The sequence below is a fragment of the Leifsonia poae genome (assembly GCF_020009625.1).
GTDB classification, from domain to species: domain Bacteria; phylum Actinomycetota; class Actinomycetes; order Actinomycetales; family Microbacteriaceae; genus Leifsonia; species Leifsonia poae_A.
The window spans coordinates 550,320-573,973 of record NZ_JAIHLP010000002.1 but is presented as its reverse complement, the minus strand read 5'-3'; the positions used below and the strand labels follow the sequence as shown (position 1 = coordinate 573,973).

Here is a 23,654-nt window from a genome sequence, read left to right as displayed (position 1 = left end):
GGCTCCTGATCAGTTCGAGGCTTGACAGTTAGAACGCTAACAATTAGAGTTCTGATTATGAATGAACCGGAGATGACGTTCTCGAGCAGCCTCGAACTCGTCCGCTGGATCGGCTGGGCGCAGCGGAAGGTCGGCGAGGACTGGATCCGGGCGCGCGAACTCAGCCATGAGCAGGCGTTCGCGCTCGGATTCCTCGTGCAGAACCCCGGATCCATCCAGCGTGATCTCGCGCAGATGACCCGCACGAGTGCGGCGAGCGTATCGAGCCTTCTGCAGGGACTCGAACGCCGCGGCCTCATCGAACGTCGCACGGAGGCGGGGAACGAGCGCAGCAAACGTGTGTATGCAACGCCCGCCGGCGCCGACCTCATCGCCGGATTCGAATCCGCGATGCGGGACGCCGACGACACCATCCTCGCCCCGCTGGACGACCAGGAGCGGGCGACACTGCACGCGCTCCTGACCAAGGTCACGGCGGAACTGCCGCAGCCCACCCGGTCGTAACGGATCGCGCGCGGCCTGGCCGCGCATCCCCTCTCTCGCCGTGCCGGCGTTCGTCGGCGCGCGCTTCACCCTGCCCGGAAAGGAGCAGTCATGAGCACCACGACACCCGAAACACAGGCCGACGCCGTCGGCACCAACCGCTGGTACCTCTCCTCCGCGCCGATCGTTCGAGCCCTCGTGCACCTCTGCGTGCCGATGGCCGCCGCGATGATCGTCGGGGCCGTCTACAACGTGATCAACGCCGGGTTCATCGGCTCGCTCCACGACACGGTGCTGCTCGCCGCCATCACCTTCGGCACACCGATCCTCGGGCTCGTCATGGCCGTCGGAGGCGTTTTCGGCGTCGGTGGTGGCGCGCTCATCTCCCGTCTTCTCGGCGCGAGCGAGAGCGATCCCACGAAGGCCGGCGAGATCAGACGGGTCTCGTCCTTCGCCGTCTGGGGGTCGGTGGTCGCCGGAGCCGTGCTCGGCGGCGTCGGCCTGCTCCTCCTGAACCCGATCGTGGCATTGCTCGGCGCGGATGCGGCGGCCGCGTCGGCGACGGGCGCATACGTCGCGGTCATGCTCGCCTTCGTCCCGGTGCTCGCCGCGGCCTTCTGTCTCGAACAGCTCGTGCGGGCAGAGGGTGCCTCCCGTCAGGTCATGATCGGGCTCATCGCCTCCACCGCGGCGAATCTGCTGTTCGATGTGCTCTTCATCCTGGTGCTGCACTGGGGCGTGGCCGGAGCGGCGCTGGCGATGGGGCTGTCCAACCTCGGCGTCGTGGCCTATTTCGCCCTCTGGCTGCACCGGAACAGCGAGCACATCAGCCTCGCGCCGCGGTGGTTCACCCTCTCGCCGTCCGTGCTGAAGCCGGTGTTCGGCGTCGGCGTCGGCGAACTACTGCAGGCCTCGTTCCTCATCGTCACATCGCTGGTGCTCAACAATCTCGCCGCGGCCTACGGCGACGGTCCACTGGCGGCGATGGGCGTGGCCGTCCGTATCGCACAGGTGCCGGAGTTCTTGCTGATGGGGGTGACGCTGGGCGTGCTCCCGCTACTCGCCTTCGCCTACGGCAAGGGGACAGGAGCCGGCTGATGTCGGCGCTGCGGGCCTCGGCGATCACGGTCGGCGGCGTGGGGCTGACCTTCGCGGTCGCGGTGTTCCTCTTTCGCGACCAGCTCTTCTCGGCCTTCGTGGCCGATCCCTCCGTGCTGGCGATCGGCGCCACCATTCTCACCGCCCAGCTCGTGGCGATGATCGGCAACGGGCTCACCGGCCTCATCACCTCCCTGTTCCAGGCCACGGGACGGGCGCTTGCGGCGACGGTGATGTCGATCACGCAGGGAGTGCTCTTCATCCCGATCGTGTTGCTCGGCAACCTCTGGTTCGGTCTTCCCGGCATCGTCTGGGCATTGACGATCACCGAGGGCCTCGTGTTCCTCGTCGGCGTCGCGCTCTGGCTCGCCGCCCGCAAGGCCATCGATCGTGGCCTGGCCGAGGGGAACGCGGAACGGGCCGATAGCGTACTCGAGGCCGTGGCGGTCTGAGCGGAACGCCGGCACACCCGGTCGGCCGACGCCCGCCGGTCAGACGGGTGTCGCTCTGCTCGGGTCGACTGGCGTGAGCGTGGCGATCTTCGCCGCGCGACCGTCACCGGAGGAACGGCCAGTGAGCCGGCGGCCGATCCAGGGGAGCACGTACTCCCGGTAATAGGCGGCCGTCCGTCGCGAGGACGCGCCTGCCGGTTCGGCGGCGACCTCGGAGACACCCCATTCGGCGGGAACAGCGACGCCGAGCGCGGTGAGCACGTTCGACGCGACGCGGGCGTGGCCGAGCGCGTTCAGGTGCAGACGGTCCTGCGACCAGTAGCGCAGCGCTCTCAGCCCAGTGTCGGCCCAATTGTCGACGAAGGTGGCGTTCTCCCGCGGGAAGAGCGCCCGCACGGTGGAATCGAGCTCCTCGCCGCGTTTCGCGACGAGACCGCCGAGCGGAAGATGGTCCGTCGGGTTGGCGCCGCTCAGCATCACGAGGTGGATGCCCGCCCCGGTGACCCGGTCGGCCGCCGCCATCAGCTGCTCCGTCACCGAAACCGTCGACACGCGCGGTCGCATGATGTCGTTGCCGCCGCCATTGATGCTGATGAGCTGGGGGTGTTGGGCGACAGCCGGTTCCAACTGCTCGGTGAGGAGCGGACCGAGCTTGCGACCGCGGATCGCGAGATTGGCATAGCTCACGATCTCGGGCGACGCCAGAGCGAGACCGACGGCTACGAAATCCGCCCAGCCGCGCACCCGCCCGTCCGGCAGATCGTCCCCGACCCCCTCCGTGAAACTGTCGCCGATGGCGATGTAGCTCGAGAACATCCCCCTACGCTACTCGCGCCGGAGAGGGCCGGGCGACACTCCCGACTTCGCTGCCGCCGAGCGTTCGGCAGCCCGGGTCAGTCGCCGAGCAGCGTGCGCCAGCTCAGGAGGTGCTCGACGGTGACCCCGCGGTACCCGTCCGTCGCTGCGAACCCGTCGCGCACAAGGGCGGTCTGCGTTTCGAGCGCGTCCGCTCCGTCGTCGCCGAAGGTGTACTGCGCGCCGCCGGCGACGGCCGGGGTGTCGGTCTCCACGCCGATCGTGAACGGAATGCCGGAGGCGGCCGCCGCGTCGGCCGCCGGGGAAGCGAGGGCGATGATCCCGTCCGCGCCGGTCGCATGGTCGGAGAAGGCGACGATCGCCACCGACTGAAGGTGGGGCAGGATCGCGTCGAACGCGGTGCCCCCGCCGACGGGCTGGGCGGCGAGCCACCAGGGCAGGTCCGCGCCGATCGGCGTCCCGTGGGCGACGGCAGCGGCGGCGGCGAGCATGGCGGTGTACTGCGGAACGATCGTGGCGAGGTCGGGATTCGGCACACCGGCCCACGGCTCGACATCGAATTGCACGGCGTCGAAGTCGGCGGTGGCGAGCGCATCCGTGACCCACTGCGCGGCGAGGCCCGGCTGCGCCGCCCACGCGCTGTCCCCGCCGAGCGCCGAGACGGAGACGCCCACCGCGTGCAGTGCGTCGACGGCCTCGGGCAACCAGGTTGCGAAGGCGCCCTGGTTCGCTGCCCACGGCACCGACAGGTACACGGAGTGGAGCCCATGGCTCTGCGCGAAGGCGGCCAAAGCGGCGGGCTGGAACTCGGGCTGACCGAGGCCGCGTGCATCCGCCGCCGGGTCGATCGGGTTGCCCCACGCCCACAGACTCGTGATCGCCGACGGCGAGGGGTCGACCCCGCTGTTCGGAACCGCGTCGGCCGCGGATGTCGCCAGCCCGGAAGCGGCGATCACCGCGATGACGCTCGCGACGGCGGCGGTGACCCTGGTTCCCGGCATGGCAGACCCTTCTCGACACGGACGCTGACGGATTCGGGTCTGCAGCGGAACCAGTCTGGCAGGGGGCGGTCGGTCACCGCTACGCCGTGATCGGGGGGCGTGGATCACCCGAGCGCGGGTCTGACATCCCGCACGATCGACTCCAGGATGCGAGCATTGAAGTCGACGCCGAGCTGATTGGGCACGGTGACGAGCACGGTGTCGGCGGCCTGGACCGCTTCGTCCTGTGCGAGTTCGGCCGCGATGACGTCGGGGGCGCCGATGTAGCTGCGTCCGAAGCGGGCGAGCCCGCCGTCGAGATGGCCGACCTGGTCGGTCGCGTCCGCCTGGGCGCGCAGGCCGAAGAAGCGGTTCGTCTCCTCGTCGATGATCGGCACGATGCTCCGGCTTACCGACACTCGCGGTTCGCGGTCGTGACCGGCTTCACGCCAGGCGTCCCGGAACATCCGGATCTGTTCCGCCTGCAGCTGGTCGAACGGCACGCCCGTGTCTTCGGTGAGCAGTGTCGAACTCATCAGGTTCATGCCCTGCTCGGCGGTCCACACCGCGGTGGCCCGGGAACCGGCGCCCCACCAGATGCGCTCAGGCAGACCGGGGGAGCGCGGCTCGATCGCGAGCGGTTGGGAGACGCCGGTCATCTGCGGGTTCGACAGGGCGAGCCCGGCTCCGGCGATGGCTGCGCGGAATACATCGGTGTGACGACGCGCCATATCGGCATCGGTCTCGTCGTCGGCCGGAACGTATCCGAACGACTCGTAGCCGCGCAGCGCCGTCTCGGGTGACCCGCGGCTGATGCCGAGCTGCAGTCGCCCGCCGCTGATCAGGTCGGCTGCCGCGGCGGATTCCGCGGCATAGAGGGGATTCTCGTATCGCATGTCGATCACGCCGGTGCCGAGTTCGATGCGGCTGGTGCGGGCCGCCATGGCCGCCAGCAGGGGGAACGGTGAGGCGAGCTGCTGCGCGAAATGGTGCACGCGAACATAGGCGCCGTCGACCCCCACCTCCTCGGCGGCCACGGCCAGCTCGACGCTCTGCAGCAGCGCGTCGGCGCCCGTGAGCACCTGGGAACCGCGCACGTCCTGCCAGTGGCCGAAAGAGAGGAATCCGATGCGTTTCACGATGGGGACAAGCCGGCAGATGCGTGCGGTATTCCGCGGGCCCCGAACACCGTGTCAGTCATCGAGCCCCTGGCGCCCCAACCAGGCGAGCACCTCGGAGGCGACATCGCGCCACCCGTGATCGATCGTGAGCGAGTGACCGCGGCCGTGGAATTTGATCAGCTCGGTCACCGCGTTCGACTTCCGGTACTGCCGCAGGGTAGCGTCAGTGGTGACATCGGGCACGGTGTGGTCCGCCGTTCCGGAAATCAGAAGCAGCGGACCGCGATCCTCATTGGCCGTGTCGACTGCCGCTTGCGAGTGCAGGGAGAAGTTCGCGCCCGCGGCCTGGAACAGGGGTCGCACGGTGGAGGGGATGGTCCACCTCTCGAACAGTTCAGCCGACTCCTCGTCGTCGAGCTGGTTCGCAAAGCCGTACCGGAACTCCTTCTCGGTGAGCGAGATCGCTCTACTGATGTTGGCCGGGTTGCGGAGGGCCGGGAGTCCGGACCGCAACTGGGCGAGCGGCAGCGGGAGGACCCCCTTGATCTGGGCGGGGTCGATGGCGACGCCGACGGTGCCGTATCCCTGCCCGAGAAGTTTCTCGGTGATGAGCCCGCCGAACGAGTGGCCGATGAGAACCGGGGGAATCGGGAGCGTCTCGATGATCCTCGCGAAGTGCGCCGTGACCTCGTCGATTCCCACATCCGCCACCTCGTCGGGGTGCGAGCGCGTGTCGGCGACAGTGTCGTGTTCGCCGGGCCAATTCGGGGCGATCGGGTCGTAGCCTTCATTGCGGAAGAACTCGACCCACGACCCCCAGCTGGAGGCGTGGAGCCAGAGACCGTGGAGGAAGACAACCGGTTGATTCGCCATCGCTCGTGCCTTTCGTCGGAATTCTCCGAAAACAAGAGACCACTGCACCGCAGGCACAGCGTATTCCCGTGGTCGAGCGGGGGCAATGGCGGCACCGATCACTCCCGGAGTAGTGTCGCGGAATGGTCGATTGGTTGTGCGCGGCATGCGCGGTCGAGTATCCGGCGGCGGACGAGCATCCTGAGGTCTGCCCGATCTGCGAGGACGAAAGGCAGTACGTCCCCCACGACGGGCAGCGGTGGACGTCGCTCCAGGCGTTGGCGGAGGCCGGTGAGCGCGTGGCGGTCAGCGAACTGGAACCCGAGCTGTTCGCACTGCGTTCCGAGCCGAGGGTGGGGATCGGCCAGCAGAGCCTGCTGCTGCGCACGCCGGCAGGCAACCTCCTCTGGGACCCGACCGGGTTCGTCGACGAGGTCGCGGTCGCCGCGGTGCGCGAGCTGGGCGGCGTGGCCGTGATCGCCACCAGCCACCCGCACATGTTCGGCGCCCAGACCTCGTGGTCCAGATTGCTCGGCGGGCCACCCGTTCTCGTGGCCGAAGCAGACCGGTCCTGGGTGCAGCGCGACGACCCCAGCGTGGCGACATGGTCCGGCGAGCGCCAGATCCTGCCGGGCGTCACCCTCCGCACCGTCGGGGGACACTTCCCGGGCAGCGCGATCGTGCACTGGGAGCGCGACGGCGGCGTGGTGCTCGCCGGCGACACCGTCTTCCCGGGGCCGAGCGGAGAATGGGTCACCTTCATGCGCAGCTACCCGAACGACATCCCGCTGTCGGGTGCGGTGGTGCGCCGAGTCGCCGACCGGCTGTGCGAGCGGCCGTTCGAGCGGCTCTACGGCAACCTGGGGAACACGGTCCTCGGCGATGCGCGCGGGGCTGTCCTGCGTTCGGCCGAGCGCTACATCGGTTGGGTCACGGGCGCGTTCGACGACCTCACCTGAGGTAGTCGGCGAGCGCCAGCTCCAGCGCCGGCTTCGGCTTGGCGCCGATGATGGTCTTCACGACCTCGCCGTTCTGGAACACCTTCATGACCGGCAAGGCCATGGCACGGTACGTCATCGCGGCCTGAGGATTGTCGTCGGCGTTGATCTTCACGATGCTCAGCGTGTCCGCGTGCTCGTCGGCGAGCTGTTCGAGGATCGGCCCGAGCGCGCGGCACGGGCCGCACCCGGGCGCCCAGAACTCGACGACGGTGGTGCCGGGGGCGGCGAGCACCGCATCAGGGAAGGTGGCATCGGTGACAGAGGTGAGTGAGGTCATGCCGGGAGGTTAAGCCGTGCCCTGGGGGTCAGGGTCAAGCTGTGACAGCATGGATGGGTAAGGAGCTTTCATGGAGATGCTTTCGCAACAGGAGATCCGTGACGCGTTCGTGAACTGTTCGCGAACCGAGGCGGCGGAGCTGCCGATGCCGCCGGGGCTGCACGAAGTCGACTGGTCGCGGCGCGAATACCTCGGATGGCGCGACCCGCGCTCGCCGCAGCGCGGTTTCGTGGTCGTCCCGACGGTGGACAGTCCGGTCGGCATCGTGCTGCGCGCCTCCGATGCGTCGATGCGGTCGCATTCTGCGTCGATGTGTGGTTGGTGCCAGGATGTGCAGCTCACCCACGACGTGTACCTCTACGTGGCCAGGCGCGCGGGTCAGGCCGGGAGGAACGGCGACACGGTCGGCACCATGCTGTGCGGCGATTTCGATTGTTGCGAGAACGTGCGGCGGAAGCCGTCGCCGGCCGTGGTGGGGTTCGATGTGGAGGCGGCGGTTGCCGCTCGCATCGCCGGTCTCGGCGAGCGCGCCCAGCGGTTCGCGGCGACGGTGGTCGGCGCCCGTATCTGACGCTCGGAGAGTGCGACCCGAGAGTGCGACTTGTTTGTATAGAATGCGAACATGTTGATTCGATTGGAAGCCGAGTCGTCCGCGTCGTTCGCGGAACAGATCGTCGCCCAGGTACGACTCGGCGTGGCACGCGGCGAGATCCAGCTGGGCGAGCGTCTGCCGTCGGCGCGCGAGCTGGCGGGGTCGCTCGGCGTGAACATGCACACGGTGCTTCGCGCCTACGACGATCTGCGTGAGGCCGGGGTCATCGACCTCCGCCGCGGCCGGGGCGCCGTTGTCGTCGCCGGTGACGCGCCGACAGTCCGCACCGTGTTCGAGTCCGCGGCATCGTTGGTCGCCGAGGCCACGCGTGCGGGCATCAGCTCGCGGGAACTGTCCGTGATCATCCGGGGACTGTCGTGAACGGCCGCATCGCGACGCGGGTGTGCCAGGTCATCGCCCTGTTCCTGGCACTCGTGCCATTCGGTGCCTTGGTCGTCGCTGGAATCGTCGTGGGGCCGCAGCTGGGACCCCGGATGGCTTCGCACTGGTCGGGCGGCGCTACGCCCGATGGCTACTCCGACACCTGGTCGTCGTTCTGGATCTTCGTTGGGATCGTGATCGTGATCACAGTCGCCGGTATCGCGGCCGTCGTCGCCTCGGTCACGTCGAACCGCGCGCGCCTCCTCGCGGCGTTCGCCACCGGCATGGCAGGTCTCTCATCGTTGGCGTGGTTCGTCCCCGCTCTCGCGACGGCGGCGGCTCCGTCGCCGGAGCAGGCGACGCTCGACGCGCGCATGCTGATGCTCATCCCCGTGGTCGCGCTCGGCGTCGCGGTGTTCCTCATCCTCCGGCCTGCAGCCGAGCCGGTTCTCGACGAGGACGCCGACGAAGCCGCCCCCACCGTCCCACCCCTTCGCGCAGGAGACCGTCTCGTCTGGACCGGCACTACGGGCACCGCATGGTTCACGACCCCGGGAGCGCTGCTCGCCGCGGGCGGAGTGGCCTGTCTCGTCGTCGCCGCCGTGCGGGGCACTCCGGGTCTCGTGGGAGCGGCCGTCGCCCTGCTGCTGATCGGCGGGGTCTTCCTGTTCTTCGGTCGGATGCGGTTGCGGATCGATGCGCGGGGGATGCGGCTCAGCTCGGCTCTATTCCGCCTCCCGATCATCCGGGTGCGCCTGGAGTCGGTGGCGAATGTGTCGGCCGAGGTCATCGATCCGCTCCGCTGGGGCGGGTGGGGATTCCGGCTCTCCGGTCGCGGGCTCGCGTATGTTCTCGGCAAGCGCGAGGGGCTGGTGGTCGAACGGCAGCGCGGCCTCGCCATCGCGGTCACGATCGGCCAGGCCGACCGGGCACGTGACGCGCTCGAGCTGCTGGTGCGGCAGCACCGGGAGCTCGACGCCGAACGGAGCTGAGCTCCCGGCAGGTTCCTGGTCCATACTCGTAACATCCACCGGGCGAAGGAGACGACGATGGCCGAGGGAACCGAGTCCGACCCGTGGATGCTGACCACGGCTCCGGGAACATCCGCGTACACGATGTGGCGTGACGAGGGCACCGACCCGCCGGCGCTGATCTGCCAGGTCGGGTCCACCAGGCTCCGCTACCGTCTGAGCGCCGTCGACGACCTCGCCGCGTGGTTGCGGACGCAGGCTGACTGGGTGCCGCTCGGTGCGGCCGACGAGCAGAAGCCGGCCGTCGCGGGGACCGTCGAGGCATGGGGGCGCGACGAAGCCAATCCGGTGGGCGGCTGGTATGGACTGCGCAAGGGCTACCGCGGCAGGTTCGGCATGTACCTCCCGCCGTTGCTCGAGCAGCTCGGTCTCGCCGAACTCACCCATGACGCCCGCAACAATCGGATGCGTGCTGTCGGTTCGTGACCGCATCGCCGCTACGGCAGGTAGTACGTGGGGTTCGGAAGTTTGATCGCGCGGTCGGCCGCGCCGCCGATCAGATCGCTGTACTGGTCGCCGAAGTTCGCCACGATGTCGTAGTGGCCGCCGGCCGCGGACTCGATGTGCTTCCTGGTCTGCGACTTGTACTCGATCGTCGTGCAGGCGGTTTGAGCGCAGCTGATGTAAGACGGCTGCTGCGAGGTGCCGACGCCGGTCCATTTGGTGTAGTAATTCGCCGCGGTGAACCCGGAGTAGCCGACCTTCGCGAGATTGGCGATGGTCGCCGCCTTCTGGTTGTCGTTGCGGCCGGTGAGCCCGACGATTGTGCAGCCTGACTTCTGCGCGACGGCGACGAGGGTCGTCATCGCCGGGGTCGCCGGGAAGCGCTGCGCCTGCACCCAGACGTTCTGCTCGGTCGGGTTGAAGGTGAAGTGCATGTCGGCGACCTCCATGTCGTACGTCATCAGGGTCGTGTCGTCCGCGTCGAGCACGATGGCTGGATTCTTGTGCAACTTCTTCTCCGCGAAGCAGGTCAGGGCGATCTGCGGAAGTTGCCTCAGCACCAAGGCGCGCATCTCCCGGATGTACGGGGAGTCGGTCTTGTTCGCGATGCCGGTGCCGGGGTCGCCGTAGTAGGTGGCGATCGTCGCCTTCACCGAGTCGATGTTCGGGATGCCCTCCCCGCCCGCCGTCGCGCCGCTCGACCCGTCGGGCGCCATCGTGAAAGCGGTTCGCGGTGAGAGCGCCGGTTCGGAGAGACCGGGCAGGTCGGGCGACGGGAGGTAGTAGGTGGGGTTCGGCAGCTTGAGCGAGCGTTCGGCGTATCCGCCCTGCAGATCGCTGAACTGGTCGCCCACATTGAGGGTGATCGTGTAGCCGAGGCTTTCGATGTGCTTGCGCGTGTTCGCTTTGAACTCGACGGTCGTGCATTTGGTCGTGGCGCAGGTGATGTACGAGGGCTGCTGCGACGCCCCGACTCCTGTCCACTTCGTGTAGAAGTCGGCGTCGGTGAACGGCTTGTAGCCCACCTTGTCGAGGTTGCCGAGCGTCCCCGCCTTCTGGTCGTCGTTGCGACCGGTGATGCCGAACACGGTGTAGCCCATCGCGGCGGCCTCATTGACCAAGCCGACCATGCCGGGGGTCGCAGGGAAGCGCTCACCCTGCACCCACACATCCTGTTCGGCCGGGTTGAAAGTGAAGTGCATGTCCGCGACTTCCATGTCGTAGGTCATGAGAGTCGTGTCGTCGGCGTCGAAGACGATCGCCGGCTTCTCGCCACGGCCTCGAGCCTGGTCGTATTCCGCCTTCAGCTTCGCCTTCTCGGCAGCGACGATCGCGGTCATCTGGCTGATGTACGGCGAAGCGGTCGTGTTCGCGATGCCGGTGCCGGGATCGCCGTAGTAGGTGGCGATCGTCTTCTTCACCGAATCGATGTTCGGGATGTTCTCGCCACCGACCGTGGCCCCGCTCGATCCGTCGGGAGCCATCGCGAAGCTGGTGTGCGGGGTCAGCGTCGTGTCCCCGTGCTGCGGTGAGGGTGACCATGCCTGGGCGCCGGAGGTTCCCACGACGCCGAGACCGAGGACGAGTGCGACGACGGCGGCAGAGCCCGAGAGCAGTCGCCGTCGGGCGCCGACGGCGCGGGAGGGGATTTCCGGAACAGTTCGAGGCAGCATTGCAGCACCATTCAGTTGATCGGTCCACCCCCGAATGGGGGTCTCCGAGCACACTAGTCGCGTCCCGCACGACGCGCCAGAGCGGCGACGGATGAGCACGGACGGTGCCGATATCGGTCGAACGGGAGGGGAATGCCACCGCGATCGGGAGCGGGATCAGGTTGTGCCGGTGGTGGGACTCGAACCCACACGCCCTCTCGGACAAAGCATTTTGAGTGCTCCGCGTCTGCCATTCCGCCACACCGGCGCACAACAACATCCAAAGAATACCGTAGGCTTTAACCCGTGACTGACCAGGAAGCTACCCCAACCGCCCCCCGACGCGTCGTCGTCGCGGAAGACGAATCGCTGATCCGGCTCGACATCGTCGAGATCCTCCGTGACAACGGTTTCGAGGTCGTCGGCGAGGCCGGGGACGGCGAGACCGCCGTCGCGCTCGCGACGGAACTGCGTCCCGACCTGGTCATCATGGATGTCAAGATGCCGCAGCTCGATGGTATCTCGGCGGCCGAGCGGCTGTCGAAGGGGCACATCGCCCCGGTCGTCCTGCTCACCGCGTTCAGCCAGAAGGAGCTCGTGGAGCGGGCCACCGAGGCCGGTGCCCTGGCGTATGTCGTCAAGCCGTTCACGCCGAACGATCTGCTGCCGGCGATCGAGATCGCCCTCGCCCGTTACGCCCAGATCATCGCGTTGGAGGCCGAGGTCTCCGACATGGTCGAGCGGTTCGAGACCCGCAAGCTCGTGGACAGGGCCAAAGGCCTCCTCAACGAGAAGATGGGCCTGAGCGAGCCCGAGGCCTTCCGCTGGATCCAGAAAGCCTCCATGGATCGCCGTCTCACCATGCACGATGTCGCCCAGGCGATCATCGAGCAGCTCGCCGCCAAGAAATAGCGCCTGCCCGCGCAGGGCAGCCGAGCGATCAGCGGTCTTTGATGAGGTTCGTGATGCGGATCGTCGAGCAGCGTCGACCCTGATCGTCGGTGATCGCGATCTCGTGGGTCGTAAGAGTGCGACCGAGGTGGATGGGCGTGCACACACCGGTCACATAGCCGCTCGTCGCCGAGCGGGTGTGCGTCGCATTGATCTCGATGCCGACCGCGAGACGGTCGGCCCCCGCGTGGAGATTGGCCGACATCGATCCGAGGGACTCGCCGAGCACCACGTACGCGCCGCCGTGCAGGAGATCGGCCGGCTGCGTGTTGCCTTCGACGGGCATCCGGGCCACGGCTCGCTCGAGGGTGAACTCGAGCATCTCGATCCCCATCTTCTCGGCGAGCCGGCCGAGTCCTCGGCGGTTGACATACGCGAGCGCATCCTCGGTCATGGCGGTCTTTCCTTCGTCGACGGGAACGATTCGGCTGTCACAGGCGCCTTGTAGGCTGTCCTGGTGTCAGACTCCGAAAAGCCTACCCTCCTGATCGTCGACGGCCATTCGCTGGCATTCCGGGCGTTCTACGCCCTGCCGGTAGACAGCTTCGTGACCCGCGACGGGCAGCACACGAACGCGATCCACGGCTTCATCGCGATGCTCATCAACCTGCTGTCCCAGCAGAAGCCGACGCACATCGCGGTCGCTTTCGACATCTCGCGCTACTCGTTCCGCACGCGGGAGTATCCGGAGTACAAGGGCACGCGCGGCGAGACGCCGCCCGAATTCGTCGGGCAGATCCCGCTGCTCGAAGAGGCCCTGCACGCGATGAACATCACGACGGTCACGAAGGAAGATTTCGAGGCCGACGACATCCTCGCCACCCTCGCTTCGCAGGGTGCCGCTCAAGGGTTCCGTGTTCTCGTCGTCTCGGGCGACCGCGACACCATCCAGCTCGTCAACGACGACGTCACGCTGCTCTACCCGAATGTGCGCGGTGTCTCTGAGCTGAAGGTCTACGACCCAGCTGCCGTGCGCGAGCGCTACGGGATCGAACCGCATCAATATCCGGAGATCGCGGCTCTGGTCGGCGAGACCAGCGACAACCTGATCGGCATCGACAAGGTGGGCGAGAAGACCGCCGTCAAGTGGGTCCAGCAGTACGGCACGGTCGACGAGATCCTCGCCCACGCCGACGAGATCAAAGGCGTCGTCGGGCAGAATCTGCGAGACCAGAAAGAGAATGCGCTCCGCAACCGGCGGCTCAACAGACTTCTGACCGATGTCGAGCTGCCGGTCGGTCCAGGCGATCTGGAGCGCCGGCCGCTCAACGAGGGCGCTGTGCGCGACATCTTCGCGCGGCTGCAGTTCAAGACGCTGCTCGACCGCCTGCTCAAGACCTCCGCAGAAGAGGGGATGCTCGACGGGTCGGGCAGCTTCAGCGAGGCGCTCGAGACGGGCGCGGTGAGCATCCCGCCCGTGCGCACGATGGTCGATGAAGAGCTCGGCAATTGGCTGGACAAAGCCTCCGCCGGCGACGGCGCCGTCGGAGTGCAAGTGGAGCTCGGCCCGGCAGGCATCACCGGTTTCGGGCTCGCGGCGCACGACGACACGGTCTACGTGCCCTGGGCCGCGGGCCGAATGGACTACCAGGCTCTCGAGGAGTGGCTCGCCAGCAGCGCACCCAAGTACTTCTTCCACGCCAAGCCGCAGTTCAAGGCGCTGAGCCGTGCCGGGCTCGTCGTCGACGGTCTCGCCTTCGATACCCGCATCGCCTCGTGGCTGGTGCGCCCGGGCGGCGCCCCGCAGTCACTCGCCGAGCAGGTCTACGAGGTGCTGGGGGAGACTCTCCCGGTCTCCGACCCGAACCAGCTCGTTCCGTTGATGGATGCGGTGAGCCCGGCCACCGAGGCCTGGTATGTGCGTCGGGTCGCCGAGGGCCAGATGCTCGCGCTCGACGAGGGGACCCGCACGGTGCTCGACGACATCGAGCTGCCGCTGGTCGCGGTGCTCGCCGAGATGGAGCTCGCGGGCGTCAGCGTCGACAGCGAGGTGCTGGCGCGCCTGCGCGGCGAACTCACCGACAAGGCGAACGACTACGCGGCGCGTGCCTACGCTGAGATCGGCCACGAGGTGAACCTGGGGTCGCCGAAGCAGCTGCAGCAGGTGCTCTTCGAGGAGCTGCAGATGCCGAAGACCCGTGCCACGAAGACCGGGTTCTCGACGGACGCCGCCTCGCTCGCCGATCTGCAGGAGAAGAGCCCGCATCCGTTCCTCGGTCTGCTGCTGCAGCACCGCGATGCGACGAAGCTGAAGCAGATCGTGGAGACGCTCGAGCGCTCGGTCGAGTCGGACGGCCGCATCCACACCACCTACGACCAGACGGGAACGAGCACCGGCCGAATCTCGTCGAACGACCCGAACCTGCAGAACATCCCGGTGCGCACCGAGGAGGGGCGGGAGATCCGCTCCGCGATCCGCAGCGGCGCCGAGTTCGAGACCCTGCTCACTGCCGACTACTCGCAGATCGAGATGCGGATCATGGCGCACCTCTCCGAAGACCCGGGGCTGATCGAGGCGTTCAACGCGGGCGAAGACCTGCACCGCTTCGTCGGCGCGCGCATCTTCGGCGTCGACCCGTCTGAGGTCACTCCGGCGATGCGCACCAAGGTGAAGGCCATGTCGTACGGCCTCGCCTACGGTCTCAGCCCGTTCGGGCTGTCGAAGCAGCTTCGCATCGAGACGTCCGAAGCCAAACAGCTCATGAGCGACTACTTCGCGCGCTTCGGCGGCGTTCGCGACTACCTGCGTGGCGTCGTCGAGCAGGCGCGCGTCGACGGCTACACCGAGACCATCTTCGGTCGCCGTCGGCCGTTCGCCGATCTCACCAGCACGAACCGGGTGCTGCGCGACAACGCCGAGCGGGCCGCGCTGAATGCGCCGATCCAGGGGTCGGCCGCCGACATCATGAAGATCGCGATGCTCGGCATCGCGGGCGACATGATCGACGGGAGTCTCGAGTCGCGGATGCTCCTCCAGGTGCACGATGAGTTGATCTTCGAGGTGGCCACCGGCGAGGGGGACGCCCTCGAGGCCATCGTCAGAGACCGCATGTCGCACGCCGCCACGCTCGCCGTCCCCCTCGAGGTCCAGGTGGGCCGCGGCCCCAACTGGGACGCCGCCGCGCACTGATCCGGCGGCCGGTCTCCACTAGCATCGCTCCAGGGGCGACGATGGTGGTGCCGAGGCGGTGAGTTCGGTCCAGCCGGGTCCGGTCGGGCGGGTTCCGCTCTTCTGCTGCATCGCCCTGTTCGCCGCGGTCGGGCCGTTGATCCTGGTCGCCTCGCTCCTGCTTCCGGGTGCGGACTGGATCGGGGTGCTCTGCGGCGTCGTCCTGTCGCTCGTCTCGATCCCGGCCGGGATCGCTCTCGGAAGGGCGGGTGGTTGTGCGCGCGTCAGGCGAATAGGGTCGAAGTATGACTAACGCAGAACAGCGGACGCCTACTCCGATCGACACGATCGCTGAAGAGTGGGTGGACACGCAACTAGAGCTGTACCCCGAGTTCCACGTCTGGCTGGGGCGTCCGGGCCGCGAAGGCGAATACGCCGACTACTCCCCGGCGGGCGCCGAGCAGGCCATCGGCAAGGTCAAGGAGGCCCTGGTCGCGATCGAAGCGGCGGAGCCGGTTGACGACATCGACCGGGTCACCAAGATGGATCTGGCGCGCGACCTCCAGCTGACGGTCGAGAAGCACGAGGCCGGGTTCAACCAGCGCGACCTCAACGTGATCGCCTCGCCGGCGCAGGAGCTGCGTGACATCTTCGACCTCGTGCCGACGGACACGGAGGAGGACTGGTCGAACATCGCCAAGCGGCTGCACAATCTGCCTGCCGCGATGGACGGCTACATCGAGACCCTCCGCAGCGGCATCGCCGCCGGAAACGTCCCGGCCATCCGTCAGGTGCGGGAGGTGCTGACCCAGGCGAACAAGCAGGTTGCCGAGTCCGGGTTCTTCTTCGAGTTCACCGCGGACGCCAAGGCCGGTGACGCCGACCTTCCCGCTTCGCTCGCAGCCGATCTCGCTTCGGGGGCGAAAGAGTCGGCCGCCGCCTACGCCAAGCTGGCCGGGTTCCTGCAGAACGAGCTGGGGCCGCACGCGCCCGAGAAGGATGCGGTCGGCCGCGAGCTCTACTCGCTCGCCTCGCGCAGCTTCCTCGGCGCCACGGTCGACCTCGACGAAACCTACGAATGGGGCATCGAAGAACTCGCCCGCATGGTGGCCGAGCAGGAGTCGGTCGCTCGGGAGATCAAGCCGGGCGCTTCGGTGCATGAGGCGATCGCGTTCCTCGACGGCGACTCCACCCGTAAGCTGCACGGCACCGACGCGCTGAAGCATTGGATGCAGGAGACGAGCGACCGCGCCATCGAAGAGCTGGGCACGTCGCACTTCGACATCCCGGAACAGATCCGCCGGCTGGAGTGCATGATCGCCCCCACCCAGGAGGGTGGTATCTACTACACCGGTCCGAGTGACGACTTCGCTCGCGCCGGCCGCATGTGGTGGAGCGTGCCCGAGGGCGTCACCGAGTTCGACACCTGGCGTGAGCTGACCACGGTCTACCACGAGGGCGTCCCGGGTCACCACCTGCAGATCGCGCAGGCCACCTACAACAAGGCGCAGTTGAACTCGTGGCGGCGTATCGCCGGCACCTCGGGTCATGCCGAGGGCTGGGCGCTCTACGCCGAACGTCTGATGGAGCAGCTGGGTTACCTCGACGATCCGGCCGACAGGCTTGGGATGCTCGACGGCCAGCGCATGCGTGCTGCCCGCGTCGTGCTCGACATCGGCGTGCATCTGGAGAAGCAGCTTCCCGACGGCACCGGACCGTGGACCGGCGAGTACGCGTTCCAGTTCCTCCGCGAGAACGTCAACATGAACGACGGTTTCGTGCGGTTCGAGGTGAACCGCTACCTCGGCTGGCCGGGGCAGGCCCCGTCGTACAAGATCGGGCAGCGCATCTGGGAGCAGCTGCGCGACGAGTACGCCCGGCGCGAGGGCGCCGACTTCGATATCAAGGCGTTCCACAAGAAGGCGCTCGACATCGGCGGTGTCGGTCTCGACACCCTCAGGTCTGCGCTGCTCGACTGAACGCTCCGTCGCCCTATCGCGTGGTGCTGGGGGAGCAGCTCGATCAGCTGCACCCCCGGCCGCGCGCCTACTTCGAGGGAATCCCGGAGGGTGCCGCGGCGGCGGCCGGGGCGTGTTCGACGCGGTCGTCGCGCCGCGGGTCGGGCGGCTACGAGTACGCGGGTGGGTTCCGCTACACGATCACGACAGAGGAGGGCGCCGGATGGGCGAACGCATCGTCATCGCCGGAGCGAGCGGTTTCATCGGCGCGTACCTGAGCTCGACGTTCCGGGAGCGCGGTGCGACCGTGTCGCTGATCGGGCGCACCGGACCGGATGCATCCTGGGGTGACTCGGCCGCGATCACCCGCCTCGTCGATGGCGCCGATCTGGTGGTCAATCTCGCCGGCCGGAGCGTGAACTGCCGGTACACCGACGCAAACCGCGCCGAGATCTTCCGCTCCCGGCTGGACACGACGCGGGAGGTCGGCGCCGCGATCGCGGCGAGCACCGTGCCGCCGCGTCTCTGGGTGAACGCATCGACCGCGACCATCTACCGGCACGCGGAGGACCGCGCGATGACCGAGTCGGCCGGCGAGATCGGGACGGGGTTCTCGGTCAGCGTCGCCACCGCGTGGGAGCGCGCGTTCTTCGAGCACGAGCTGCCCTCCACCCGGAGGGTGGCGTTGCGGATGGCCATCGTGCTCGGCGACGGCAGCGCCCTCCTTCCGCTGATCGCGCTTGCGCGGTTCGGTCTGGGCGGTGCGCAGCGGGACGGTCGCTGGTTCGCCACGACGGCTCGCCGCAACGCGGGGACGTTCCACGAGGCTGGGGCACGCGGCGGCAGGCAGAGGTTCAGCTGGGTGCACCTCCGGGATGTGCTCGGCGCTATCGACTTCCTGCGCGAGCATCCGGAGATCGACGGCGCCGTCAATGTCTCATCGCCGAACCCCGTGGACAACCGGACGTTCATGGCAGCGCTCCGCCGGGTTCTCGGGGTGCCGGCAGGGCTTCCTGCGTTCCGCTGGATGCTCGAAACCGGGTCGGCGGTCATCCGCACCGAGACCGAGCTGGTGCTCAAGAGTCGCTGGGTGGTTCCGGAGCGACTGCTGAACGCCGGGTACGGTTTCGAGCATGCCGAGCTCGAGCCGGCCCTGCGCGACATCGTCTCCAAACGCGGGTTGCCTGCGGCCTCGAAACGCAGCTAGACTGGACTGTCACATTTGTGACGACTCTATCCGCTTGCCGTTCGCGGAAAACAACACAGCACGACCACGCGACCGGCCCGAATCATGTCCATAACGGAGCACTCACTACATGACAACCGCAACGACCGACAAGGCACCCAAGCAGGTCGCCATCAACGACATCGGATCTGCTGAAGACTTCCTTGCCGCGGTCGAAAAGACGCTGAAGTTCTTCAACGACGGTGACCTCATCGAAGGTACCGTCGTCAAGATCGACCGCGACGAGGTCCTCCTCGACGTCGGCTACAAGACCGAGGGTGTCATCCCCTCCCGCGAGCTTTCCATCAAGCACGATGTCGACCCCAGCGAGGTCGTCGAGGTCGGCGACACCGTCGAGGCGCTCGTTCTCCAGAAGGAGGACAAAGAAGGTCGCCTCATCCTGTCCAAGAAGCGTGCGCAGTACGAGCGCGCATGGGGCGACGTCGAGAAGATCAAGGATGCCGACGGTGTCGTCACCGGTACGGTCATCGAGGTCGTCAAGGGTGGCCTCATCGTCGACATCGGCCTCCGTGGCTTCCTCCCGGCATCGCTCATCGAGCTCCGCCGCGTGCGCGACCTCACGCCGTACCTCGGCCAGGAGATCGAGGCCAAGATCCTCGAGCTCGACAAGAACCGCAACAACGTTGTGCTTTCGCGTCGCGCGCTGCTCGAGCAGACCCAGTCCGAGAGCCGCACCACATTCCTGAACAACCTGCACAAGGGTCAGGTCCGCAAGGGTGTCGTTTCGTCGATCGTCAACTTCGGTGCGTTCGTCGACCTCGGCGGCGTCGACGGTCTCGTCCACGTCTCCGAGCTCTCCTGGAAGCACATCGAGCACGCCTCCGAGGTCGTCGAGGTGGGTCAGGAAGTCACCGTCGAGATCCTCGAGGTCGACCTGGACCGCGAGCGCGTCTCCCTGTCGCTCAAGGCCACCCAGGAAGACCCGTGGCAGGTCTTCGCACGCACGCACGCGATCGGTCAGGTCGCACCGGGCAAGGTCACCAAGCTGGTTCCGTTCGGTGCTTTCGTCCGCGTCGCCGATGGCATCGAGGGCCTCGTGCACATCTCGGAGCTGTCCGGCAAGCACGTCGAGCTCGCCGAGCAGGTCGTGTCGGTGGGTGACGAGGTGTTCGTCAAGGTCATCGACATCGACCTTGAGCGTCGCCGCATCTCCCTCTCGCTGAAGCAGGCGAACGAGGGCGTCGACCCCGAGGGCACCGAGTTCGACCCGGCGCTCTACGGCATGCTCACCGAGTACGACGACCAGGGCAACTACAAGTACCCTGAGGGCTTCGACTCGGAGACGAACGAGTGGAAGGAAGGCTTCGACGCTCAGCGCGAGAAGTGGGAGCAGGACTACGCTGCAGCCCAGGCTCGCTGGGAGGCGCACAAGAAGCAGGTCGCCAAGGGTCTCGAAGAGGCCGCGACGGAGAGCACCACTTCGTCGTCCACCGGCGGCTCGTCCTTCGCCAGCGAGACCTCGGTCGGTGGCACCCTCGCCGACGACGAGTCGCTCGCCGCGCTTCGCGAGAAGCTCAGCTCGAACTCCTAAGCGGTTCTGCGGAACGGCCGGCCCTTCGGGGTCGGCCGTTCCGTCGTTAGCCCGTCGTGTCGTCCCGCTAGCATGGGGGCGTGCAGCTGATCGGACTCACCGGTGGGATCGCCTCCGGAAAATCGACCATCGCCCGCCGACTTGCCGAACGGGGCGCGCTCGTCGTAGACGCCGACCGCATCGCGCGAGAGGTCGTCGAGCCCGGAACGCCGGCTCTCGCCGAGATCGTCGATGCGTTCGGGCCGGGTGTGCTCCTGGCCGACGGCCGCCTCGATCGTCCCGCGCTCGGCGCGATCGTCTTCGCCGATGAATCGTCGCGCCTGCGCCTCAACGCCATCACCCATCCGGCCGTGCTCAGCGCTTCGACAGCGCGTTTCGAGGAAGCCGCCGCGGCGAACCCGGATGCGATCGTGGTGTACGACATCCCCCTGCTCGTCGAATCGGCCAATGAGTATCCGTTCGACCTCATCGTGGTCGCCCACGCCTCGGCCGACACCCGCGTCGAGCGTCTGGTGAGTCTGCGCGGGATGGAGCGCGGGGAGGCAGAGCGTCGCATCCGCTCGCAGGCGTCGGATGAGGAGCGTCTCGCGGTGGCGGATGTCGTGATCGACACCGACGGCACCCTCGAACAGACCGTTGCGCAGGCGGATCTGCTGTGGGAGCGCCTGCGAGGCTGACACCGTTGCGCCCACAGCGCACACCGGGTCTGGTGTCGGCGGTGCTGCCTAGACTTGAGACATGCAACCCACGCGCGCCGTCCGTCCCTTCGAGGTCGTCAGCGAATACCAGCCGAGCGGCGACCAGCCGCAGGCCATCGCCGAGCTCGCCGGCCGCATCAACGCGGGCGAGACGGATGTCGTGCTGCTCGGCGCCACCGGCACCGGCAAGTCGGCGACGACCGCCTGGCTCATCGAACAGGTGCAGCGCCCGACACTGGTGCTCGCCCATAACAAGACCCTCGCCGCCCAGCTGGCGAACGAGTTCCGCGAATTGATGCCGAACAATGCGGTGGAGTACTTCGTCTCGTACTACGACTACTACCAGCCCGAGGCCTACGTTCCGCAGACCGACACCTTCATCGAGAAAGACTCCTCGATCAACTCCGAGGTCGAGCGGCTGCGCCACTCCACCACCAACTCGTTGCTGAGCCGTCGCGACGTGATCGTCGTCTCGACCGTCTCGTGCATCTACGGTCTCGGCGCCGCCGAGGAGTATCTGGAGGCCATGGTCGCGCTGCAGGTGGGCGAGAATGTCGGTCGGGATGCGTTGATCCGCCGGTTCGTCGGCATGCAGTACGAGCGCAACGACGTCGACTTCTCGCGCGGCAAGTTCCGGGTGCGCGGCGACACGATCGAGATCATCCCGATGTACGAGGAACACGCCATCCGCGTCGAGCTTTTCGGTGACGAGATCGAGGCGCTCTATGCTCTGCACCCGCTCACCGGCGAGATCATCGAGCGTTTGGATGCGGTCTCGGTCTTCCCTGCCACCCATTACGCCGCGAGCCCGGCGACGATGCAGCGCGCCATCGGCACCATTCAGACCGAACTGCACGACCGGCTCGTCGAGCTCGAGCGAGAGGGCAAGCTATTGGAGGCGCAGCGACTCCGCATGCGCACCAGCTTCGACATCGAGATGATGGAGCAGATCGGCTTCTGCTCAGGCATCGAGAACTACTCGCGCCACATCGACGGTCGCAATCCGGGCGAGGCGCCGAACTGCCTGCTCGACTATTTCCCCGACGACTTCCTTGTGGTCATCGACGAGTCGCATGTGACGGTGCCGCAGATCGGCGCCATGTACGAAGGCGACTCGTCGCGCAAGCGCACGCTGGTCGAGCACGGCTTCCGGCTGCCGAGCGCGCTCGACAACCGCCCGCTCAAATGGAACGAATTCAAAGACCGCGTCGGCCAGACGGTGTACCTCTCGGCCACCCCCGGCAAATACGAGATGGGCATCGCCGACGGGATCGTCGAGCAGATCATCCGCCCGACCGGCCTCATCGACCCGGAGATCGTCGTGAAGCCGACGAAGGGGCAGATCGACGACCTGCTCGAAGAGATCCGTCAGCGCGTCGAACGTGACGAGCGCATCCTGGTGACGACGCTCACCAAGAAGATGGCGGAGGAACTGACCGACTTCCTCGCGGAGGCCGGGGTGAAAGTCCGCTACCTGCACTCGGATGTGGACACCCTGCGGCGCGTCGAACTGCTCACCGAGCTGCGCGCGGGCGTCTACGACGTGCTCGTCGGCATCAACCTGCTGCGCGAGGGTCTCGACCTGCCCGAGGTGTCGCTCGTCGCCATCCTCGACGCCGATAAAGAAGGTTTCCTGAGGTCGTCGACCTCGCTCATCCAGACCATCGGCCGTGCAGCGCGCAACGTCTCGGGCCAAGTGCACATGTATGCCGATGTGCTCACGGATTCGATGAAGCGCGCCATCGAGGAGACCGACCGCCGCCGCGAGAAGCAGGTGGAGTACAACCGCGTCAACGGTATCGACCCGACCCCGCTGCGCAAGCGCATCGCCGACATCACAGATGTGCTCGCCCGTGAGGGGGCCGACACCGCCCAGATGCTCGCCGGTCGCGAGGCCCGCAAGAAGAGCCCGACGCCGAACCTTCGGAAGGGCGGCATCGCGGCGCAGGGCGGCGCCGAACTGGAGTCGCTCATCGCCGACCTCAACGAGCAGATGCTGCAGGCGGCCGGCGAGCTGAAGTTCGAGCTCGCCGCACGCCTGCGTGACGAGCTCGGCGACCTCAAACGCGATCTGCGGCAGATGGAGAAGGCCGGCCACCTGGGCTGAGCCGGCCGGCGCCGCCGGGTCGGCGCGCGCGGGCCGGACCAGCGCACGCTACGGTGGCAGGATGAGCGGGACGACGGCGGCGCGATGAAGCGGCACCGCACGCTTGTCGTCTGCTCCGGGCTGCTGCTCGTCGCGGCCGCCGCCATCGCGGTGCAGGGTGCTCCCGTGTTCGGACCGTTCGCCTGGAACCTGAACGCGCCAGCTCAACCGGCGCCCACCGCGGTGTTCACGCCGCCACCGTTCTCAGCCGGCCCGGTTCCCGGAGCCCAGCATCAGCTCGGCCGTTTCGACCTCGCCTGGATCGTCGGTCTGCTGGCGGTTCTGGTTCTTGCCATCGCCGCCCTCCTGCTGTGGCAGCTGATCCGGCGGCGCCGGCGCCGGGGGGAACGCGACATCGAGGAACTCCGGATCGAGTCGCTCGAGGTGGTAGAGCCGGACGCCCCAGCGGAGCCCGCCGCACCACCGCTGCGGCGCGGGCTCGACCGTGCCCTCGACACGCTGGCCGAGCCACGCGAGCCCCGGGATGCGATCGAGCAGGCCTGGTTGGGGCTTCAGGAGGCGGCGGAGGAGTCGGGGGTGCACCGACTGGCGGCCGAGACGCCGGGGGAGTTCACGGCGCGCATCCTCGTCCGGGTGGGAGCCGACGGGCCGGCCGCTCACGCCCTGCTCGATCTCTACCTGCGCGTGCGCTTCGGCGCGAAGGAGGTGACCTTGGACGATGTCGAGGTGGCGAGGGCATCGCTCGAGACGCTTCGCGCATCCTGGTCCGCTCCGGCGGAGGGTGGTCCCCGCTGATGCGACAGGCATCGAGACCCGACCGGACCGAGCGCCCGCACGCCACGGTGACAGGTTTCCGACGCCGTCGCGTGCTGGG

At 67.7% G+C, this 23,654-nt stretch carries 24 protein-coding genes and 1 tRNA gene; 17 read left to right on the top strand and 8 right to left on the bottom strand.

Annotation, left to right across the window (positions count from 1 at the left end; all coding sequences use genetic code 11):
- Positions 1-57: 57 nt before the first annotated feature.
- From K5L49_RS03460 to K5L49_RS03450, 3 genes are all read left to right on the top strand, one after another.
- Positions 58-504, top strand: a complete 447-nt coding sequence (locus tag K5L49_RS03460) for a MarR family winged helix-turn-helix transcriptional regulator (RefSeq protein WP_223690623.1) — start codon at positions 58-60, stop codon at positions 502-504.
- A 90-nt stretch (positions 505-594) separates the two neighbouring features.
- Complete coding sequence (locus K5L49_RS03455; RefSeq protein ID WP_223690622.1) at positions 595-1,581, top strand: MATE family efflux transporter; 987 nt, start codon at positions 595-597, stop codon at positions 1,579-1,581.
- Positions 1,581-2,033 carry an MATE family efflux transporter gene (locus K5L49_RS03450; RefSeq protein WP_263298807.1) on the top strand — a complete coding sequence of 151 codons (453 nt, stop codon included), beginning with the start codon at positions 1,581-1,583 and terminating at the stop codon, positions 2,031-2,033. Before K5L49_RS03455 ends, K5L49_RS03450 begins: the two co-directional genes overlap by 1 nt.
- Before the next feature lie 39 nt (positions 2,034-2,072).
- Here K5L49_RS03450 and K5L49_RS03445 read toward each other — a convergent pair whose 3' ends face one another.
- From K5L49_RS03445 to K5L49_RS03430, 4 genes are all read right to left on the bottom strand, one after another.
- Positions 2,073-2,849 carry an SGNH/GDSL hydrolase family protein gene (locus K5L49_RS03445; protein WP_223690621.1) on the bottom strand — a complete coding sequence of 259 codons (777 nt, stop codon included), beginning with the start codon at positions 2,847-2,849 and terminating at the stop codon, positions 2,073-2,075.
- Positions 2,850-2,926: 77 nt separating this feature from the next.
- A complete protein-coding gene (locus K5L49_RS03440; RefSeq protein ID WP_223690620.1) occupies positions 2,927-3,850 on the bottom strand; it encodes a hypothetical protein in 924 nt (307 codons plus the stop codon).
- 104 nt (positions 3,851-3,954) lie between these two features.
- Positions 3,955-4,968, bottom strand: a complete 1,014-nt coding sequence (locus K5L49_RS03435; protein WP_223690619.1) for an LLM class flavin-dependent oxidoreductase — start codon at positions 4,966-4,968, stop codon at positions 3,955-3,957.
- A 54-nt stretch (positions 4,969-5,022) separates the two neighbouring features.
- Positions 5,023-5,823, bottom strand: coding sequence for an alpha/beta hydrolase (locus K5L49_RS03430; protein WP_223690618.1), 801 nt, complete (start codon positions 5,821-5,823; stop codon positions 5,023-5,025).
- Between the two features lie 122 nt (positions 5,824-5,945).
- Here K5L49_RS03430 and K5L49_RS03425 point away from each other — a divergent pair, with 122 nt between their 5' ends.
- The gene (locus K5L49_RS03425) at positions 5,946-6,761 is read left to right on the top strand and encodes a hydrolase (protein WP_223690617.1); all 816 of its coding nucleotides are present in this window, start codon (positions 5,946-5,948) and stop codon (positions 6,759-6,761) included.
- On the opposite strand, the gene K5L49_RS03420 is transcribed toward K5L49_RS03425, so the two are convergent.
- The gene (locus K5L49_RS03420) at positions 6,754-7,080 is read right to left on the bottom strand and encodes a thioredoxin family protein (RefSeq protein ID WP_223690616.1); all 327 of its coding nucleotides are present in this window, start codon (positions 7,078-7,080) and stop codon (positions 6,754-6,756) included. The two genes, K5L49_RS03425 and K5L49_RS03420, sit on opposite strands and share 8 nt — an antisense overlap.
- Positions 7,081-7,150: 70 nt before the next feature.
- Here K5L49_RS03420 and K5L49_RS03415 point away from each other — a divergent pair, with 70 nt between their 5' ends.
- From K5L49_RS03415 to K5L49_RS03400, 4 genes are read left to right on the top strand one after another with little or no spacing between them, the layout of a single operon-like run.
- Entirely contained in the window at positions 7,151-7,651 is a 501-nt protein-coding gene (locus tag K5L49_RS03415) for an FBP domain-containing protein (RefSeq protein ID WP_223690615.1), read from the top strand.
- A gap of 51 nt (positions 7,652-7,702) precedes the next feature.
- Entirely contained in the window at positions 7,703-8,053 is a 351-nt protein-coding gene (locus K5L49_RS03410; protein ID WP_223690614.1) for a GntR family transcriptional regulator, read from the top strand.
- Positions 8,050-9,045: a DUF1648 domain-containing protein gene (locus K5L49_RS03405; protein ID WP_223690613.1), complete on the top strand. Its 996-nt coding sequence runs from the start codon at positions 8,050-8,052 to the stop codon at positions 9,043-9,045. The genes K5L49_RS03410 and K5L49_RS03405 overlap by 4 nt, the downstream gene beginning before the upstream one ends.
- Before the next feature lie 57 nt (positions 9,046-9,102).
- Positions 9,103-9,510, top strand: a complete 408-nt coding sequence (locus K5L49_RS03400) for a DUF6855 family protein (protein ID WP_223690612.1) — start codon at positions 9,103-9,105, stop codon at positions 9,508-9,510.
- An 11-nt stretch (positions 9,511-9,521) separates the two neighbouring features.
- Here the strand turns inward: K5L49_RS03400 and K5L49_RS03395 are convergent, their stop codons facing one another.
- Both K5L49_RS03395 and K5L49_RS03390 read right to left on the bottom strand, forming a co-directional pair.
- Positions 9,522-11,201 (bottom strand): HAD family acid phosphatase, encoded by a 1,680-nt coding sequence (locus K5L49_RS03395; protein ID WP_223690611.1) that lies wholly within the window; start codon positions 11,199-11,201, stop codon positions 9,522-9,524.
- Positions 11,202-11,365: 164 nt separating this feature from the next.
- A tRNA-Leu gene (locus tag K5L49_RS03390) sits at positions 11,366-11,448 on the bottom strand.
- Positions 11,449-11,486: 38 nt separating this feature from the next.
- On the opposite strand from K5L49_RS03390, the gene K5L49_RS03385 reads away from it, so the two are divergent.
- Positions 11,487-12,092: an ANTAR domain-containing response regulator gene (locus K5L49_RS03385; RefSeq protein ID WP_223690610.1), complete on the top strand. Its 606-nt coding sequence runs from the start codon at positions 11,487-11,489 to the stop codon at positions 12,090-12,092.
- A gap of 28 nt (positions 12,093-12,120) precedes the next feature.
- On the opposite strand, the gene K5L49_RS03380 is transcribed toward K5L49_RS03385, so the two are convergent.
- A complete protein-coding gene (locus K5L49_RS03380; RefSeq protein ID WP_223690609.1) occupies positions 12,121-12,525 on the bottom strand; it encodes a hotdog fold thioesterase in 405 nt (134 codons plus the stop codon).
- A gap of 63 nt (positions 12,526-12,588) precedes the next feature.
- Between K5L49_RS03380 and polA the strand changes: the two genes are divergently transcribed.
- The 8 genes from polA to K5L49_RS03340 all read left to right on the top strand — a co-directional run bounded on the left by polA (position 12,589) and on the right by K5L49_RS03340 (position 23,575).
- On the top strand, positions 12,589-15,261 hold the full coding sequence (gene polA / locus K5L49_RS03375) for a DNA polymerase I (protein WP_223690608.1): 2,673 nt from the start codon (positions 12,589-12,591) through the stop codon (positions 15,259-15,261).
- Positions 15,262-15,319: 58 nt separating this feature from the next.
- Complete coding sequence (locus K5L49_RS03370) at positions 15,320-15,553, top strand: hypothetical protein (RefSeq protein ID WP_223690607.1); 234 nt, start codon at positions 15,320-15,322, stop codon at positions 15,551-15,553.
- A complete protein-coding gene (locus K5L49_RS03365) occupies positions 15,546-17,219 on the top strand; it encodes a DUF885 domain-containing protein (protein ID WP_223690606.1) in 1,674 nt (557 codons plus the stop codon). The genes K5L49_RS03370 and K5L49_RS03365 overlap by 8 nt, the downstream gene beginning before the upstream one ends.
- 202 nt (positions 17,220-17,421) lie before the next feature.
- Positions 17,422-18,405 carry an epimerase gene (locus K5L49_RS03360; RefSeq protein WP_223690605.1) on the top strand — a complete coding sequence of 328 codons (984 nt, stop codon included), beginning with the start codon at positions 17,422-17,424 and terminating at the stop codon, positions 18,403-18,405.
- 109 nt (positions 18,406-18,514) lie between these two features.
- Positions 18,515-19,975 carry a 30S ribosomal protein S1 gene (gene rpsA / locus K5L49_RS03355; RefSeq protein ID WP_223690604.1) on the top strand — a complete coding sequence of 487 codons (1,461 nt, stop codon included), beginning with the start codon at positions 18,515-18,517 and terminating at the stop codon, positions 19,973-19,975.
- An 80-nt stretch (positions 19,976-20,055) separates the two neighbouring features.
- A complete protein-coding gene (coaE, locus tag K5L49_RS03350; RefSeq protein WP_223690603.1) occupies positions 20,056-20,652 on the top strand; it encodes a dephospho-CoA kinase in 597 nt (198 codons plus the stop codon).
- A 61-nt stretch (positions 20,653-20,713) separates the two neighbouring features.
- Complete coding sequence (gene uvrB, locus K5L49_RS03345; protein WP_223690602.1) at positions 20,714-22,780, top strand: excinuclease ABC subunit UvrB; 2,067 nt, start codon at positions 20,714-20,716, stop codon at positions 22,778-22,780.
- A gap of 84 nt (positions 22,781-22,864) precedes the next feature.
- Positions 22,865-23,575, top strand: coding sequence for a DUF4129 domain-containing protein (locus K5L49_RS03340; RefSeq protein WP_223690601.1), 711 nt, complete (start codon positions 22,865-22,867; stop codon positions 23,573-23,575).
- Positions 23,576-23,654: the final 79 nt, after the last annotated feature.